General features: G+C 70.8%; 15 protein-coding genes. All 15 read left to right on the forward strand.

Annotation, left to right across the window (positions count from 1 at the left end):
- Positions 1–388 precede the first annotated feature (388 nt).
- The 15 genes from VGB24_RS05350 to fabF all read left to right on the forward strand — a co-directional run bounded on the left by VGB24_RS05350 (position 389) and on the right by fabF (position 15,915).
- Positions 389–1,384, forward strand: coding sequence for an Ig-like domain-containing protein (locus tag VGB24_RS05350; protein WP_331071931.1), 996 nt, complete (start codon positions 389–391; stop codon positions 1,382–1,384).
- 283 nt (positions 1,385–1,667) lie between these two features.
- Complete coding sequence (locus VGB24_RS05355) at positions 1,668–2,480, forward strand: hypothetical protein (RefSeq protein WP_331071932.1); 813 nt, start codon at positions 1,668–1,670, stop codon at positions 2,478–2,480.
- A gap of 51 nt (positions 2,481–2,531) precedes the next feature.
- Complete coding sequence (locus VGB24_RS05360; RefSeq protein WP_331071933.1) at positions 2,532–4,133, forward strand: hypothetical protein; 1,602 nt, start codon at positions 2,532–2,534, stop codon at positions 4,131–4,133.
- A gap of 709 nt (positions 4,134–4,842) precedes the next feature.
- Positions 4,843–5,013, forward strand: a complete 171-nt coding sequence (locus VGB24_RS05365; RefSeq protein ID WP_331071934.1) for a hypothetical protein — start codon at positions 4,843–4,845, stop codon at positions 5,011–5,013.
- A 512-nt stretch (positions 5,014–5,525) separates the two neighbouring features.
- Positions 5,526–6,656, forward strand: a complete 1,131-nt coding sequence (locus VGB24_RS05370; protein WP_331071935.1) for a hypothetical protein — start codon at positions 5,526–5,528, stop codon at positions 6,654–6,656.
- On the forward strand, positions 6,653–6,952 hold the full coding sequence (locus VGB24_RS05375) for a MoaD/ThiS family protein (protein WP_331071936.1): 300 nt from the start codon (positions 6,653–6,655) through the stop codon (positions 6,950–6,952). The genes VGB24_RS05370 and VGB24_RS05375 overlap by 4 nt, the downstream gene beginning before the upstream one ends.
- Before the next feature lie 831 nt (positions 6,953–7,783).
- Positions 7,784–9,649 carry a glycoside hydrolase family 15 protein gene (locus VGB24_RS05380; protein ID WP_331071937.1) on the forward strand — a complete coding sequence of 622 codons (1,866 nt, stop codon included), beginning with the start codon at positions 7,784–7,786 and terminating at the stop codon, positions 9,647–9,649.
- A gap of 162 nt (positions 9,650–9,811) precedes the next feature.
- Positions 9,812–10,321: a DUF177 domain-containing protein gene (locus tag VGB24_RS05385; protein ID WP_331071938.1), complete on the forward strand. Its 510-nt coding sequence runs from the start codon at positions 9,812–9,814 to the stop codon at positions 10,319–10,321.
- Positions 10,322–10,352: 31 nt separating this feature from the next.
- Complete coding sequence (gene rpmF, locus VGB24_RS05390; protein ID WP_331025830.1) at positions 10,353–10,535, forward strand: 50S ribosomal protein L32; 183 nt, start codon at positions 10,353–10,355, stop codon at positions 10,533–10,535.
- Between the two features lie 26 nt (positions 10,536–10,561).
- Positions 10,562–11,560 (forward strand): phosphate acyltransferase PlsX, encoded by a 999-nt coding sequence (gene plsX / locus VGB24_RS05395; protein ID WP_331071939.1) that lies wholly within the window; start codon positions 10,562–10,564, stop codon positions 11,558–11,560.
- Complete coding sequence (locus VGB24_RS05400) at positions 11,557–12,558, forward strand: beta-ketoacyl-ACP synthase III (RefSeq protein ID WP_331071940.1); 1,002 nt, start codon at positions 11,557–11,559, stop codon at positions 12,556–12,558. Before plsX ends, VGB24_RS05400 begins: the two co-directional genes overlap by 4 nt.
- Positions 12,558–13,505 carry an ACP S-malonyltransferase gene (fabD, locus tag VGB24_RS05405; RefSeq protein WP_331071941.1) on the forward strand — a complete coding sequence of 316 codons (948 nt, stop codon included), beginning with the start codon at positions 12,558–12,560 and terminating at the stop codon, positions 13,503–13,505. The genes VGB24_RS05400 and fabD overlap by 1 nt, the downstream gene beginning before the upstream one ends.
- A gap of 14 nt (positions 13,506–13,519) precedes the next feature.
- Positions 13,520–14,257, forward strand: a complete 738-nt coding sequence (fabG, locus tag VGB24_RS05410; protein ID WP_331071942.1) for a 3-oxoacyl-ACP reductase FabG — start codon at positions 13,520–13,522, stop codon at positions 14,255–14,257.
- Between the two features lie 78 nt (positions 14,258–14,335).
- Positions 14,336–14,578, forward strand: a complete 243-nt coding sequence (locus VGB24_RS05415; RefSeq protein WP_331025834.1) for an acyl carrier protein — start codon at positions 14,336–14,338, stop codon at positions 14,576–14,578.
- Positions 14,579–14,667: 89 nt separating this feature from the next.
- Positions 14,668–15,915, forward strand: a complete 1,248-nt coding sequence (fabF, locus tag VGB24_RS05420) for a beta-ketoacyl-ACP synthase II (protein WP_331071943.1) — start codon at positions 14,668–14,670, stop codon at positions 15,913–15,915.
- The last annotated feature ends 169 nt before the right edge of the window (positions 15,916–16,084 follow it).

Raw genomic sequence — 16,084 nt, forward strand, 5'->3', positions numbered from 1 at the left:
GCCACCAAGATCGACGTGCCGCTATCAAGGCGGCAACGGTCGGGTCGGCGCGCCGCCATGTGACCTGACCAGTCGCACTCGAAGGCCGCCCGGCGCCCGTTCGAATATCGCGCAACGACCGACCCCTCCCCCGAACCTCGGGCGAGGGGTCGTTCCTTGTCGACTGCGCGGACGGCCCGCCGGCCGCGAAAAACGGGCGGAAGCGGGCGGGCGGGTGCCAGGTTCGCTCCGACGCCGCCGCATCCGCGCCGCCCGAACCACACCCCGGGGCGGCGAACGGAGCGGCCGATTGGGTGCGCAACCTGTTCTCCCGCGCGTTCTTACGTTATCTTACGGGGTTCGCGAGACCTTCGCGCACACCCCCTGTTCCCGCCACGGAGACTACCACATGCGTCCTGCCCGTTTCCTTCCCGCGCTCGCGCTGCTCGCGCTTTCCGCGGCCGCGTGCGAGCGCGCCCCGGCCAGCTCGGTGAACGCGCCCGAAATGGCCAGCATGACCATTGTGTCCGGCGACAACCAGGCCGTGCTGCCCGGGCGCGAGCTGCCGGACCCGCTGGTCGTGAAGGTGGTGAACGCGAGCGGGCAGCCGGTGCAGGGGCAGGCGGTGGTGTTCCGCGTGTCGTCGGGTGGCGGGCGGGTGTTCGCGGGGATCGCCGTGAGCAACGCCCAGGGACTGGCGCGCGAGCGGTGGACGGTGGGCACGAGCCAGGCCGACAGCCAGCGGGTGCAGGCGCTCGGCATCGACAACGCCACGGGCGAGGCCCGCATCTTCGCCACGTTCAGGGCGACGCTGCTCACCGCGGCACCTGCCCAGATGCAGAAGCTCTCCGGAGACAACCAGCTGGTCGAGGCGGGCGCGCGAACCGACAGCATGCTCAAGGTCGTGGTCAGGGACGCCAGCGGAAACCCGTCTCCGTCGGTGAGCGTGACCTTCACCTCCGACCGCGGGGGGACGTTCTACTTCTACAACCCGAGCGTCACGGGCAAGGCCGGCGTGGGGGGCATCTTCTTCACCCCGAAGTTCGGGGGGTCCACCCGGGTGACGGCCACCGCCCCGGGACTGCAGCCGGTCCATTTCACGGTGACCTCGCGGTGGGGCGTGGTCTCGGTCCGGCAGACGCCCAGGACGCTGGCGCTCGCGGTGGGCCAGACCGGCCAGGTGCAGGCGACCGCGTACAATGCGCAGGGCTCGCCCATTCCCGACGCGCCGATCCGGTACTTCAGCAACTCGCCCGGCATTGCGGCGGTCGACTCGGTGGGCAAGGTGACCGCCAAGGCCCCCGGCACCACGCCCGTGTTCTCCCAGAGCGAGCGCGGCGTCACGAGCGACACCACCTGGGTCACGGTGACCTCGGCCTCCGCGAGCGTGGCTTCGCGGCCCTGAGCCGCACCCCGCGGGCGGACGGATGAGTGAAGGGGCGGAGCCGGCTGGCCCCGCCCCTTCGCGCTCCCGCCGCATGCACCGGCAGCCCGTCGACCCCCACCCGAACTTCCCCCCTCTCCGCACGTAGTTTGTGCGGGGAGGGGCCGGGGGAGGGGCCCCCACCAGCCGCCACAACCCGCCACGGCTCGCACACCCAAGTCCCGCAATCCAGAGAAGATGCACCTGCGCGGGACCGCAACTTGCCGTCCCGCGCGGCGAACCGTTCGACACTGACCTGGAGAGCATGACAAGAATCATCACGGCCGCCGCGGCCGCCGCGGCGGCCGCGCTGGCATTCGGCGCGGCGGCGCGGCCCGCCTGCGCGCAGACCGACTACTACAACACCGACCGCGGCCGACCCGTGCAGATCGAGGACGCCGCGCCGGTCGAGCGATACGCCTTCGAGCTGCAGCTGGCCCCCGTGCGCCTGGAGCACGAGAACGGCGGCGCGTACAACTGGGAGATCGCCCCGGAGATCGCCTATGGAATCCTGCCCCGCACGCAGCTGGAGGTGGGCTTTCCGGTATCGTTCCTGGACGACGGCGACCACGACCACGTGCAGGGGCTGGCGGGCATCGAGATCGCCGGGCTCCACAACCTGAACGTCGAAACGCGCACGCTCCCGGCGTTCGCCGTCGCCGTCGAGACGCTGCTTCCCGTGGGAGGGCTGGCCCCGGACCGCGCCTTCACCTCGCTGAAGGGAATCGCCACGCGCACCTTCACCGGCGCGCGCTTTCACCTGAACGGCCAGTACACGCTCGGTTCGGAAGGGGGCGACGTGGGCGATGCGTCGCGGTGGATGGCGGGCATCGCCGTCGATCGCGCCTTTCCGCTGCGCGGCCTGCTGGCGATCGCCGGCCTGTTCGCGGAGCAGCCGTTGGACGACGACGAACGGCTGGGGTGGACCGCGGAAGCCGGACTCCGGTATCAGACGAGCCCGCAGTTCAACGTGGACTTGGGGCTCGGCCGCCGGTTCGCGGGCGATGAGCAGGGCTGGTCGTTCACCTTTGGAGCGGCGCACGCCTTCGCGGTGCGCGGCCTGCTCCCGGTCCGCTGAAAGCGCGCGACGGCCGGCGGCAGCGCCGGCCTGACCGATAGAGGAGAAGTGATGACGACGAAGTTTACCGCACGAGCCGTCCTCGGCGCCGCGGTCCTGGGCATGGCGCTCGGCGCGTCGGCCGAGCCCGCACGCGCGCAGTTCACGCGGCAGCACGAGCAGTTCTACATGCCCGCCGAGCACAACTGGGTGTTCCGGCGCAACTATCCCGGTGCCGACCGCCTGTTCAACGCGTTCGACTACGGGCACGCCATCCTGTACGAAAAGCTCTACACCCGGCCGGGCGCGCCCGTATCGGAGCTGGAAGAGCGCGAGTACGACTTCATCACGCGGCGCCTGCTGTTGAGCCCGCCGCGGATGCCGCTGGAAGAAGCCGCCATCGAGATCGAATACGTGAAGCTCGCCCCCGAGGCGAAGCTCATGTTCGAATGGGCGCACCTCCTTCACCGGCAGATGTACGACGTGCTGGGCGACGACCGGCTGTCGCAGGAACAGAAGGACGCCGAGATCGCGAGCCTGCTGCGCTACTACAAGAGCCGCCCGGACGTGGCCTTCAGCTCCGTTCCCAAGAACATGGAGCTGATGGAGGGCCAGTACTACGCAACGGCGTTCCGCGACAACTATCCCAAGTTCAACGGGCTGATCTGGGGCTACCACTGGCTGCAGGTGGGGCTGTACGAGCCGCTCGTGGTCGGCCGCACCCCCGAAGAGCGGCAGACCGGGGTGACGGCCACGGTCGCGCGCTTCCGGCAGATGCTGCAGGACGCGCCCCGCAACATGCCCCGCCTGATGCCGATGACGGCGGCGGTGGCGCCCCGGTTCGCGGCGCGGTACCCGGAAGCGGCGATCATCTTCGACAACCTGCACGGCATGCACGACGTGATCTCCGACATCCTGGCGTCGCCCAGGGTGCCGCGGGAGAAGAAGCGGGAGGAGATCCTGCTGGCGGCGGAGCGGTACCGCGACAACACGTCGTTCGTGATGACGCAGGCCGAGTGGCTGGCGATGAGCCACGCGATGGGCGTGCAGAACATGGGCGGACCGGTCGTGGGCCTGCTCCCCGGCTTTCCGGAGCCCACGGTCGAGCGCGGCGCCGTGATGGCCCACGGGGGGATGCAGCACGGTGCCGCCGGCGGCTCCGGGACCGATCACGCCGCCATGGGCCACGCCCCGCCCTCCGCCGCGGCGCCGCAGGGGACGGATCACTCGGCCCACGCCGCCACGCCCCCGTCCGCCGCGATGCCGGCGGCGGACCACTCCGCGCACGCAACGCAGGCCCCTTCCGCCTCCGCAAAGGGCGGGAGCGGGTCGCCGAGTCCGGCGCTGATCGCGGAACTGCACGCGCGGTTGATGGCGGATCCCGTCATCCGCGAGCGAGTGGCCACCGATCCCGTGCTGCAGCGCCTGATCGCCGAGATGCAGGCCGCGCACGGGATGGATGACGGGGCGATGCGGGCGGGCGTGGCGGCCTCGGACAGCGCGCAGGCGATCGACTTCGCGGTGCGTCTGCTCTCCAACCCCGAGGTGGAGGCGCGCATCCATTCCGATCCGCGCCTGCACCAGCTGTGGAGCGATCCCGAGGTGCAGCGCCGCCTGGCCGAGCTGCGCCGCGCCCAGCCCGCCGCGCCCGCCGCCGATGCGCACCGGCACTGAAACGGCGCGGCGATCCGCGTCCACGACCCAGGTGATGGCGATGTTCGGAAAGTACGGTGCAAGCCTCGCGGCGGCGCTGGTGATGGCCGGGTGCTCGGGCGAGCCCGACACGGCCGAGCGCCCGCTGGAGGCCAGGCGAGACACGGTTGCGCCCGCCCCTGCCCCCCACGCGATGCACGACTCGGTCGCCACAGATTCGGCTGCGGGGATGGCAGGGATGGACCATTCCGCCATGGGCCACGCAACTAGCGATGGAACACCGGCAGCGGCAACGGATCACTCGGCCCATGGCGGCACCGGCACGGCATCCAACACGGCGCCGGGTGTGGACCACGCGGCGCACGGGGGCAGCGCCGGACGCGCCACGGCCGGAACGGCGCACACGGGCGGGCACGCAGGGACTGGCGGAACTCGGCACGCATCCACGGGCGCGGCGGGGCACGCGGGCGCTCACGGTCGTGCGTCCACGGAGGGGGCAAGCGCGAGCCACGCGGGGATGAATCACGCCACCGCGCGCACCTCGTCCGCGGCGACACACGCAGGCCACACCCCGCAGTCTGGAGGCACGTCGCACGCCGGGACGAATCACACCCGCGGGACGGGGGCGTCGAGCGCGCACGGCAGCCATGCGTCGCACGCCAGCGCGCATGTGGCGGGCGGAGCCGCGACTGCGCACGCCGGGATGAACCACGGGGGGAGCGGACACGCGATGCCCACGCTGGCGGCGGGGCCGGTCGACGAGGGGACGCGGAAGCTCCTGGACCTCGCGGGCGAACTGGTGCGGGACCCGGCGGTGCAGCGCGAGATTCAGCAGGACCCGGCGCTGCGTGAAGCCTGGTCCGACCCCGCCGTACGCCGCGTGGTGACGAAGCAGCCGTAAGCGTCGGCACCAGCCCGCACGTGCAGGTGAAGCCCCGAACGGGACGCGCGAGCGGCCCGTGTCGGGGCTTTCCGCTTTCCAAGCGCCGGGTTCACCCGCTCACGCGGGGGCCGGGTGCATCCTCCGGCGGACCCCTCCGCGGGCCCCTCCCCCGGCAAACTGCGCTGGGAGAGAGGGGAACTTCGATCGGGATTCGATAGGCTGCCTCGCATGCCGCGGAAGCCCCCTCCCCCCGGCCCCCGTCCCCCGCTGCGCAGGGGAGGGGGAGACCTGAATCGCGCTTCGGCTGGCCTCGCGCACTCGACTGCGCGTGCAATCCGCGAAGGCGGACTTTGGGCCTTTGTTGCCGCGACTTCAGTCGGCCCAGCACGGTGGAGGCCTCGGTTTTCCAGCCGAGGCATCTTCCCAACCTCGCTACAGCGTAGAATTTCCTTGGCTATGTTGTCCACCCGGGTTACACTGCGCGACGCGGCATCCGTCCGGAGCCGCCGAACACGTGCCGGAGATCGCCCATGACCGAGGACCGACAGTCCGCCCCGAGTGCAGGCGACGTAGTCCTGTTGGTAGGCACCATGAAGGGCGCGTTCGTGCTCACGTCCAACGCGGACAGGCGCGAGTGGCGCACGGAAGGCCCGTTCTTCCGGGGCGAGACGGTGTACTCGCTCGCGTTCGACCAGCGGGGCGGCCGCAACCGCATCCTGGCGGGCACGCAGAGCTGGCACTGGGGCAGCGTGGTGCGCACCAGCGACGACTTCGGTGCCACGTGGACGTCACCCGAGCGGCAGAACGTGAAGTTCCCCGAAGACTCCGGCCTGGCGCTCGCCAACATCTGGCAGATCCGCCCCGGCCCGGTGAGTGAGCCGGACCTGGTATACTGCGGCGTAGAGCCCGCGGCGCTCTTCCAGTCGCGCGACGCGGGCGACACGTGGAGCGCGGTCGATGGAGTGCTGAATCACGAGCACCGCCCGCGCTGGCAGCCAGGCGGCGGCGGCCTGTGCCTTCACACCATCGTCCTGGACGCGGCCGAGCCCCGGCGGATGGGCGTCGCCATCTCCACGGCTGGCTTCTACCGCACCGACGACGGCGGGCAGAGCTGGCAGGCGCGCAACCACGGCGTGCGTGCGGAGTTCCTCCCCGACAAGCACCCGGAGTTCGGTCAGTGCGTGCACAAGGTGGTCAACCACCCGTCGCGACCCGAGCGGCTGTACCTGCAGAACCACTGGGGGCTGTACCGCAGCGACGACTGGGGCGACACCTGGCACGACATTGCCAACGGGGTGCCGTCGGACTTCGGGTTTGCCATCGAGGTGCACCCGCACGAGCCCGACACCGTCTACATCATCCCGCTGGAATCCGACCAGTTTCGCATCGTGCCCGAAGCCAAGCTGCGCGTGTACCGGACGCGCGAAGCCGGCGAGACGTGGCATCCGCTGAGCGAGGGGCTTCCGCAGGAGGGCGCGTACGAAACGGTGCTGCGCGACGGGCTGTGCACGGACGGTCACGCACGGGCTGGCATCTACTTCGGGACGCGCGGGGGCAAGCTGTTCGGATCGGCGGACGCGGGCGACACGTGGAACGAGATCAGCGCCACGCTGCCGCCCATCGTCTGCGTGAAGGCGGGTGTGGTGGGAGGCGCGGCGTGACCCAGCCGCGTGACGGCGCCATCGTCGTCGAGCTTCCCAGCATGCTGCAGCCCTACGCAGCGGGGCGCGCGGAGATCCGCCTGGGCACGCCGTGCCGCACGGTGGGCGACGCGCTCGCGGCCGTCGCCACGCTGCACGGCGGAGTGACGGACCGGGTGATGGACGAGCGCGGCATCGTCCGGCAGCACGTGAACGTCTTCGTAGACGGCGAGAACATCCGCTTCACCGCGGGCCTGGAGACGCCGGTGGACCCCGGAAGCACCATCGTCATCGTCCCCGCCGTCAGCGGGGGCTAGCCTCTACCTTGACGGCCGGAGCCAACGCCTGTCATCCCGAGGAGCGGCCACTCCGAACCCGCAGCCGCTCCAGAACCAGCAGCGACCGAGGGATCCGCCACACACTTGGCGCACCGCTTCGCTCTCTCAGCCTGCTCCGAAGTGGTTCCAGGGCCGTTCCGGCCCGAAAGGAACAGGCTCAACGCATCCCGGATAGCGAGCGACACCCCGGCTGTGTGGCGGATCCCTCAGTCGCTGCAAAGTATGGCGTAGGGCCAGGGTACACCGTGGCCGCTCCATCGGGATGACATCGGTGCGCGTCGGCAGGCGAGGTGGGCGTGCGGGTGAAGCCCCGAACGTGACGCGCCAGCGGCCCGTGTCGGGGCTTTCCGCTGTCCCAGCGGCGGGTTCACCCGCTCACGCGGCAGTGGCCTCGGCTCCGTCGGGCGTATGAATTCGCTGCAACAACCATACGATGTCCGCCTGCGCGGACTGGCCGGTTGCCGTGTGAGGAGAACCGTGTAGCGCGCCCGGAGTGTGTGGCGGATCCCTCAGTCGCTGCAAAGTGTGGAGTACGGGCAGGGTACACCGGGGCCGCTCCATCGGGATGACATCGATGCGCGTCGGCAGGCGAGGTGGGCGTGCGGGTGAAGCCCCGAACGGGACGCGCCAGCGGCCCGTGTCGGGGCTTTCCGCTGTCCGAGCGGCGGGTTCACCCGCTCAGGGCGCGTCGGGGCTTTGCCTTCTCGCTGAGGATTCACCCGCTCGGGCGCGCCCGGCCATCACACGGATGCGGGTGCCCACGTGGCCCGTGTGGACGGAAGGTGCGCGATTTGCGCCTGCGCGCCGGCAATGAGCCCGCATTCCGCGCGATCGGCCAGTCGCTACCTGCCCATCGAGGACCACGGCGTCATCGGCGACCTCCACACGGTGGCGCTGGTGGGGCTGGACGGCTCCATCGACTTCCTCTGCGCCCCGCGCTTCGATTCGCCTTCCATCTTCGCCTCGCTGCTGGACGCGAAGCGCGGCGGATCGTACCGCATCGACCCGCAGCTGGGCGAGGCCCGCCGCAAGCAGCTGTACCTGCCCGACACCAACGTCCTGCTCACCCGCACGCTCTCCCCGGACGGCGTGGCCGAGGTGTCGGACTTCATGCCCGTGGGCGAAACGGCCGGCGTGCGCCGCGTGGTGCGCCGCGTGAAGGCGGTGCGGGGAACCGTGCGCTTTCGCCTGCGCTGCGCGCCCAGGTTCGGCTACGCGCTCGTGGAGCACCGGGTGACGGAAGATGAGAACGGCATCCTCTTCGTCCCCGACGATGCCGGGCGCGCCGGGCTGGCCTACCTGCGCCTGCGCGGGTCGGTGCCGCTGCGCATCGCGGAAGGCGACTGCGTGGCCGAGTTCGAGCTGCAGCCCGAGCAGACGGCCACCTTCGTCCTGGAGGCCGCCGCCGAGCGGCACGATGCGGCGCCCGCCACGCACGACTACGCGTCCGAAGCCTTCAAGCGCACCACCAACTACTGGCGGACGTGGATCGGCAGGTCCACCTACCGCGGCCGCTGGCGCGACGAGGTGCACCGCTCGGCGCTCGTCCTCAAGATGCTGTTCAGCCATCCGCACGGCTCGCTGGTGGCCGCGCCGACGTTCGGCCTGCCGGAGGCACTGGGCGGCGCGCGCAACTGGGACTACCGCTACACCTGGGTGCGCGACGCCGCGTTCACCCTGTACGCGCTGATCCGCCTGGGGCTGACGGACGAGACCGGCCCCTTCATGCAGTGGATCGCCGAGCGCTGCGCCGAGGAGGGCGACGGCATTCCCCTGCAGCCGCTGTACGGCATCGACGGCGCGCACGAGCTCCCCGAATCCACCCTCCACCACCTGGAAGGCTACCGCGGATCGCGCCCGGTGCGGATCGGCAACGGGGCGGTCGGGCAGCTGCAGCTGGACATCTTCGGCGCGCTGATGGACTCCGTCTACCTGTACGACAAGTACTCCGAGCCCTTGTCGTACGACCTGTGGCAGTCGCTGACGAAGATGGTGGACTGGGTGTGCGCGAACTGGCGGTTGCCCGACCACGGCATCTGGGAGATCCGCCGCGCCACGCGCCCCAACCTCAGCTCGCGCGTCCTGAGCTGGGTGGCGATGGACCGCGCGGTGCGCCTGGCCCGCCACCGCTCGCTGCCGGCGCCCGAGGCACGGTGGATGGAGGCGCGCGACACCATCTACCACAGCGTGTTCGACGACTTCTGGCACCCCGGCCGCCGCGCCTTCGTGCAGTCGCCGGGCGAGGGATCGCTGGACGCGGCGTGCCTGCTGATGCCGCTGCTGCGCTTCATCAGCCCCACCGACCCGCGCTGGGTGAGCACCATGGAGGCGGTGAAGAAGGACCTGGTGGAAGACTCGCTCGTCCGCCGCTACGCCGTGCGCGGCGGCGAGGCCGACGGCTTCCAGGACGAGGAGGGCACCTTCTCCATCTGCTCGTTCTGGTACGCCGAGTGCCTGTCGCGCGGAGGAGACCCGCAGCAGGCGCGCTTCGTCTTCGAAAAGATCCTCAGCTACGCCAACCACGTGGGGCTGTTCGCCGAGGAGCTGGGCCCCAGCGGCGAGCACCTGGGCAACTTTCCCCAGGCGTTCACGCACCTGGCCCTGATCAGCGCCGCGTACGACATCGACCGCCGCCTGGACGGCGTCCGCGGCGACGGCCCCGCGCGCATGGCGTAGAGGCGCGGACGCCCCGGCTCGCGCACACCGATGTCCAAGCGGTGTATGGGACGAACGCTGGGAGGGACGGGACGCGCGGGAGCCCGTCCGCGCCCTCCTCCCCGGCCGCCGTTCCGGCCGTTCGGTTGACAGGAAGCGTTTTTCCCTGTACTTTTGCGGTTTATGCTGAAAGTGAACCTCGCGGCGCTGGACCGCGGAGAAGTGCACGTTCGCGAGCAGGTTGCCGCGGACGACCCGATGTGGGGCGACGTCCGCGTGGAGCTGGCGGCACCGCTGGACGTGGACCTCACCGCCCGCTTCGTGGGCGAGGGCGTGTTCCTGCGCGGCCGGCTCCGCACCGCGGTGCGGCTTGCCTGCCGCCGCTGCCTTACGCCGGTGGAGCAGGAGATCGACGACACCGTCGACCTCCTTTTCGAGCCGCTGACGGAAGAAGACGAGGGCGTGGACGGCGAGGTGTATCCTCTCCCCGCGCGGGGCGACGAGCTGGACCTGCGCGACGTGGTTCGCGAGCAGGTGCTGCTGCGGGCGCCCGAGTTCGCCCTGTGCGGCGAGGACTGCCGCGGGCTGTGCCCGCAGTGCGGAACCGACCTGAACACGGCGGGCTGTGATTGCGTTCCCGCGCAGCTACCCAGCGCCTGGGACGTGCTGAAGAACGTCAAGTTCGACGACTGACCACTTACCGATAGCAGAGCAGGGGGCACCGATGGCCGTACCGAAGCGTCGCCAGTCCAAGCAGCGCCAGCGCAAGCGCCGCACGCACGTCAAGGCGGCCATGCCGTCGTTCAGCGCGTGCCCGCAGTGCGGAGATCCGCACATCCAGCACCGCGTCTGCCCGAACTGCGGCTACTACCGCAAGGAGCAGCGTATCGAGGCCGACGAGTTCTAAACGAACCCGTCACCCCGAAACCACGCATGCGGATCGCGCTGGACGCGATGGGCTCCGACCGTGCCCCGGCCGTAGAGGTCGAGGGCGCGGTCGGAGCTTTGCTTGACCTGGACGCCGGCGCCAGCGTGGTGCTGGTGGGCGACCGGGACCGGATCGAAGCCGAGCTGGCGCGGTGGCCCGACGCGCCGCGCGACCGGCTGGCGATCGTCCATGCGTCAGAAGTCATCGAGATGCACGAGGCGCCCGCGACGGCCATCCGCCGCAAGCGCGACTCGTCCATCGTCGTGGGCGTGCGCCTGCTGCAGGCGGGCGAAGTCGACGCGTTCATCAGCGCCGGGAGCACCGGCGCCGTGATGGCCGCGTCGCTCGTCATTCTGCGCACCCTGCAGGGCGTCGACCGCCCGCCGGTGGGTGCGCGCATCCCAACCTCCACCGGGCGCTGCCTGGCGCTGGACGTGGGCGCCAACGTCGACACCAAGCCCCACCAGCTGGTGCAGTTCGCCCAGCTCGGGAGCGTGTACGCCGAGGACATGCTCGGGATCGACCGTCCCCGCATCGGCCTGCTGAACATCGGCTCCGAGCCCGAAAAGGGGAACGAGGTGGTGCTAGAGGCCCACCAGCTCCTGGCCGCGCTTCCCGACATCAACTTCGTGGGCAACATCGAGGGGCGCGACATCGTCACGGGCAAGTGCGACGTGCTGGTGGCCGACGGCTTCGTGGGCAACGTCCTGCTCAAGTTCTACGAGTCCGTGGCGGGGCTCATCACCTCCATGCTGCGGCGCGAGTTCGCCGAGCAGGGGGTGCAGATGGACTTCGACCGCGTGTTCCGCAGCCTGGACTACACCGGCGTCGGCGGCGCCCCGTTGCTGGGCGTCAACGGGGTCGTCATCATCTGCCACGGGGGGTCTCCGCCCCACGCCATCCGCAACGCCATCGGCGTCGCCGCGCAGTCGGTGAACCGCCGCATGGTGGAGCACATGGCCGCCCGCCTTTCGCAGGCGCCGGCCGAGGAAGCGCAGCCATGATCCAGCCCATCCCCACCGCTCCCCGCGCGCGCCTGGTTTCCACCGGCCGCTTCAACCCGGAGCGGGTGGTGACCAACGCCGAGATGGCTACCATCGTCGAGACCAACGACGAGTGGATCACCAGCCGCACGGGAATCCGCGAGCGCCGCATCGCCAGCAAGGAGACGGGCGCCGCCGACATGGCCGCCGCCGCGGCGCGGGTGGCCATGGAGCGCGCGGGCGTCGGGCCGCTGGACCTGGACATGATCCTGCTGTCGACGGCCACGCCCGACCGGCTCCTGCCATCGACAGCGTGCGACGTGCAGGCCCTGCTGGGCGCCCGCAACGCCGCCGCGTACGATTTCGCCACGGCGTGCTCGGGCTTCCTGTACGGGCTGTCCATGGCAGAGGCGCACATCGCGTCGGGGCAGGCGGAAACCATCCTGGTCTGCGCGACGGAAAAGATGTCGTCCATCGTCGACTGGACGGACCGCACCACCTGCGTGCTCTTCGGCGACGGCGCCGGGGCGGCGGTGGTGCAGCGGGCCACGGACGGGCGCGGCATCCTGTCGACGTACATGAAGAGCGACGGCACCCTGGCCGAGCTGCTGTGGCGCCCCGGTGGCGGCGCGCGCATGCCGCTGGACCTGTCGGTGCTCGACGATCGGTCGCACTACGTGAAGATGGCCGGGCCCGAGGTGTTCAAGTCCGCCGTGCGCGCCATGTGCGAAGCGGCCGAGACGGCCCTGGTGCGCGCGGGCGTCACGTCGGACCAGATCGACCTGATGGTGCCCCACCAGGCCAACGTGCGCATCATCGAAAGCACCGCCAAGTACGCGAAGATGCCGATGGACCGCGTGTACGTGAACGTAGACCGCTACGGCAACATGTCGTCCGCCTCCATCCCGGTGGCGCTGGACGAGGCTGTGGAAAAGGGCCTCGCCGGGCCGGGCTCGCTGGTGCTGATGGTGGCCTTCGGCGCCGGGTTCACCTGGGCTTCCAACGTGGTGCGGCTGTGATGGGGGGCGAACGCATCGCCCTGCTCTTTCCCGGGCAGGGCTCGCAGGTGGTGGGGATGGGCAAGGACCTGGCTGAGCGCTTTCCCGAGGCGCGCGCCGTCTTCCAGGAGGCCGATGAGGCGCTGGGGTTCGCCCTGTCCACGCTGATGTGGGAGGGCCCCGCCGACGAGCTGACGCTGACGGTGAACGCGCAGCCGGCCCTGCTCACCCACAGCGCCGCCGTCTGGGCCGTCCTCAGGGCCGCCGACATCGACGTCGTAGCCGCGGCCGGGCACTCGCTGGGCGAGTTCAGCGCCTACCACGCCGCCGGCTCGCTGGGCTTCGCCGACGCGGTGAGGACGGTGCGCCGCCGCGGCGAGCTGATGCTGGAAAGCGGCAACGCGCGGCCGGGCACCATGGCCGCGGTGCTGGGGCTGGACGACGAGGTGGTGGAAGGCGTCTGCCACGAGGCGTCGACGGAGGATTCCGTGGTGGTCCCCGCCAACTTCAACACCCCGGGCCAGGTGGTCGTATCCGGCGACGTGGCCGCGGTGGAGCGGGTGGGGCCCATGCTGGTTTCCGCCGGCGCCAAGAAGGTGCAGCCGCTGGCGGTGTCCGGCGCCTTCCACTCGCCGCTGATGCGCGTGGCCGAGGCGGGGCTGCAGGCGCAATTGGACGCGGTAGCCTTCGCCGACCCCGCGTTCGCGGTAGTCAGCAACGTCAGCGCGCAGCCGGTGACGGACGGGGCGGAGGCGCGGCGGCTGCTGGTTGACCAGCTGACCTCGACGGTGCGCTGGACGCACTCGGTGCGCACCATGCTGCAGATGGGCGCCGAGCGGTTCCTGGAGGTGGGAGCCGGCAAGGTGCTCACGGGCATGCTCAAGCGCATCGACAGGGCGGCCGAGGGACGCGGGGTGGCGCTGGGGACGGCGGAGCAGGTGGAAGCGTTCTTGAACGGTGCATCGTGACGGGAGGTGGCGAGGTGCAGGAGCTCCAGGGACAGGTGGCGCTGGTGACCGGCGGATCGCGCGGCATCGGCCTGGCGATTGCGCGGGAGCTGGCGCAGGCGGGGGCGCGGCTGGCGCTGGTGGCGCGCGACGGCGCGCGGGCAGAGGCGGCCGCGGCGGAGCTGCCGGGCGAGGGGCACCGCGGCTACGCCTGCGACGTGGCCGACCCGGAGGCGTGCGCCGCGCTCGTCAAGCAGGTGGAGGGCGACTTCGGCCAGTTGGACGTGCTGGTGAACAACGCCGGCGTCACGCGCGACAACGTGCTGATGCGGATCAAGGACGACGACTGGAACGCCGTTCTCGACACCAACCTGCGCGGCGCCTTCAACCTGATGCGGGCGGCCTCGCGCGGGATGATGAAGCGCCGCAGCGGGCGGATCATCAACATCACCTCGGTGGTGGGGATCATCGGCAACGCGGGGCAGGCCAACTACGCCGCGAGCAAGGCGGGGCTCATCGGGCTGACCAAGTCGGTGGCCAAGGAGCTCGCCGGGCGCGGAGTTCTGGTCAACGCCGTGGCGCCGGGGTACATTGAAACGGACATGACGTCGGACCTTCCCGAGGCCGCGCGCACGGCGCTGATGAGCAACATCGCGCTGGGGCGGCTGGGGCGGCCCGAGGACATCGCCCCGGCGGTGCGGTTCCTGGCCGGCCCGGGCGCCGCGTACATCACCGGCCAGACGCTGGTGGTGGACGGCGGAATGGTCATGTAGGATTGTGCGAAGGGCAGGGCCCGCGTCCCCGGGGCGCGGGACTCACGGGATCAAAAAAACAACGACAGGGAGACGGACATGGCGGACATCGAGGCGAAGGTCAAGGAAATCATCATCAACGAGCTGGGCGTGGACGCCGAGAAGGTGACCCCCGAGGCCTCGTTCGTGGAGGACCTTGGCGCTGACTCGCTCGACACGGTGGAGCTGGTGATGGCCTTCGAGGAAGAGTTCGGGATGGAGATCCCCGACGAAGAGGCCGAGAAGCTGCGCACGGTGGGCGACGCCATCAACTACATCACGAGCAACGCCAGCAACGGCTGAGCGCCCCGGCGCTTGCCACCGCGGCCTTTCGATAGGGCCGCCCCCCGGGGCGGCCCTGCATACGTCCCGAACCCGTCCCGGAGCGGCTGATGAACCGCCGAGTCGTGATCACCGGGACCGGCCTCGTCACGCCCGTCGGGCTGGAGGTCCAGGACTCCTGGGCGGCCCTGCTCGGCGGGCGTAGCGGTGCCGGCCCCATCACCCAGTTCGACGCATCCGGCCATGCCGTGCGCTTTGCGTGCGAGGCCAAGGACTTCGACCCGGGGCAGTACATCGAGCGCAAGGAAGTGAAGCGCACCGACCGCTTCAGCCAGTTCGCCATCGCCACGGCCGTGCAGGCCATGCGCGAGGCGGGGCTCGACGACAAGTTCGACACGCTGGATTCCGAGCGCTTCGGCGTGATCGTGGGCAGCGGCATAGGGGGCATCCACACCTTTGAGGAGCAGCACGCCCGCCTGCTGGAGAAGGGCCCCGGCCGCGTGTCGCCCTTCTTCGTGCCGATGTTCATCTCCGACATCGCCGCGGGGCTGGTGTCCATCCGCTACAACGCCAAGGGCCCCAACTACTGCACGGTGTCGGCGTGCGCGTCGGGCGCCCACGCGGTGGGCAACGCCTTCCGCAGCATCAAGCACGGCGAGGCCGACGTGATGCTGGCGGGTGGCACCGAGGCCAGCATCACGGGGCTGACGGTGGCGGGCTTCGCCAGCATGACGGCGCTCAGCACCCGCAACGACTCGCCGGAAACGGCCAGCCGCCCGTTCGACGCCACCCGCGACGGCTTCGTGCTGGGTGAGGGCGCGGGGATGGTGGTGCTGGAGGAGCTGGAGCACGCCCGCGCGCGCGGCGCCACCATCATCGCCGAGATCGTGGGCTACGGCCAGACGGCGGACGCGTACCACATCACCGCCCCCGCCGAGGGCGGCGAGGGCGCCGTCCGCGCCATGCGCGCGGCGCTGCGCGAGGCCGGCGCCGGGCCGGAGGCGGTGGGCTACGTGAACGCGCACGGCACCAGCACGCCGGCCAACGACAAGAACGAGTCGGCGGCCATCCGCACGGTGCTGGGCGACCGCGCGCGCGACGTGATCGTGGGCTCCACCAAGAGCATGACGGGGCACACGCTGGGTGCGGCCGGGGGTGTGGAGGCGGTGATCAGCGCCCTGGTTTGCCGGCACGGCCAGATCCCGCCGACCATCAACTACACCACGCCCGACCCCGACTGCGACCTGAACTACGGGACTGACGGGGCGACTGAGCGGCCGGTGGAGCTGGCGCTCAGCAACTCCTTCGGCTTCGGTGGCCACAACGTCTGCCTGGCGTTCCGCCGCTTCGACGGCTGATCCCAGGAAAGACGAGCACGACGAGAACGGCCCCGGCGCATCAGCGCCGGGGCCGTTCTTTTCGCACCCCAGCCGCCCCATCGCACCAATCTGTCACTCGAAAGCCCGCCGCAAAACAGTCATCCAGAGGCCCGCGCCGCAACCTGTCATCCAGAGGCCCGGCCGCACG

The sequence above is a fragment of the Longimicrobium sp. genome (assembly GCF_036399935.1).
In the GTDB taxonomy this organism is placed as follows: Bacteria; Gemmatimonadota; Gemmatimonadetes; order Longimicrobiales; family Longimicrobiaceae; genus Longimicrobium.

Coding starts and splice junctions, on each gene's coding strand:
- VGB24_RS05350 (WP_331071931.1), top strand. CDS start 389: ATGCGTCCTGCCCGTTTCCTTCCCGCGCTCGCGCTGCTCGCGCTTTCC.
- VGB24_RS05355 (WP_331071932.1), top strand. CDS start 1,668: ATGACAAGAATCATCACGGCCGCCGCGGCCGCCGCGGCGGCCGCGCTG.
- VGB24_RS05360 (WP_331071933.1), top strand. CDS start 2,532: ATGACGACGAAGTTTACCGCACGAGCCGTCCTCGGCGCCGCGGTCCTG.
- VGB24_RS05365 (WP_331071934.1), top strand. CDS start 4,843: ATGCCCACGCTGGCGGCGGGGCCGGTCGACGAGGGGACGCGGAAGCTC.
- VGB24_RS05370 (WP_331071935.1), top strand. CDS start 5,526: ATGACCGAGGACCGACAGTCCGCCCCGAGTGCAGGCGACGTAGTCCTG.
- VGB24_RS05380 (WP_331071937.1), top strand. CDS start 7,784: ATGAGCCCGCATTCCGCGCGATCGGCCAGTCGCTACCTGCCCATCGAG.
- VGB24_RS05385 (WP_331071938.1), top strand. CDS start 9,812: ATGCTGAAAGTGAACCTCGCGGCGCTGGACCGCGGAGAAGTGCACGTT.
- rpmF (WP_331025830.1), top strand. CDS start 10,353: ATGGCCGTACCGAAGCGTCGCCAGTCCAAGCAGCGCCAGCGCAAGCGC.
- plsX (WP_331071939.1), top strand. CDS start 10,562: ATGCGGATCGCGCTGGACGCGATGGGCTCCGACCGTGCCCCGGCCGTA.
- VGB24_RS05400 (WP_331071940.1), top strand. CDS start 11,557: ATGATCCAGCCCATCCCCACCGCTCCCCGCGCGCGCCTGGTTTCCACC.
- fabD (WP_331071941.1), top strand. CDS start 12,558: ATGGGGGGCGAACGCATCGCCCTGCTCTTTCCCGGGCAGGGCTCGCAG.
- VGB24_RS05415 (WP_331025834.1), top strand. CDS start 14,336: ATGGCGGACATCGAGGCGAAGGTCAAGGAAATCATCATCAACGAGCTG.
- fabF (WP_331071943.1), top strand. CDS start 14,668: ATGAACCGCCGAGTCGTGATCACCGGGACCGGCCTCGTCACGCCCGTC.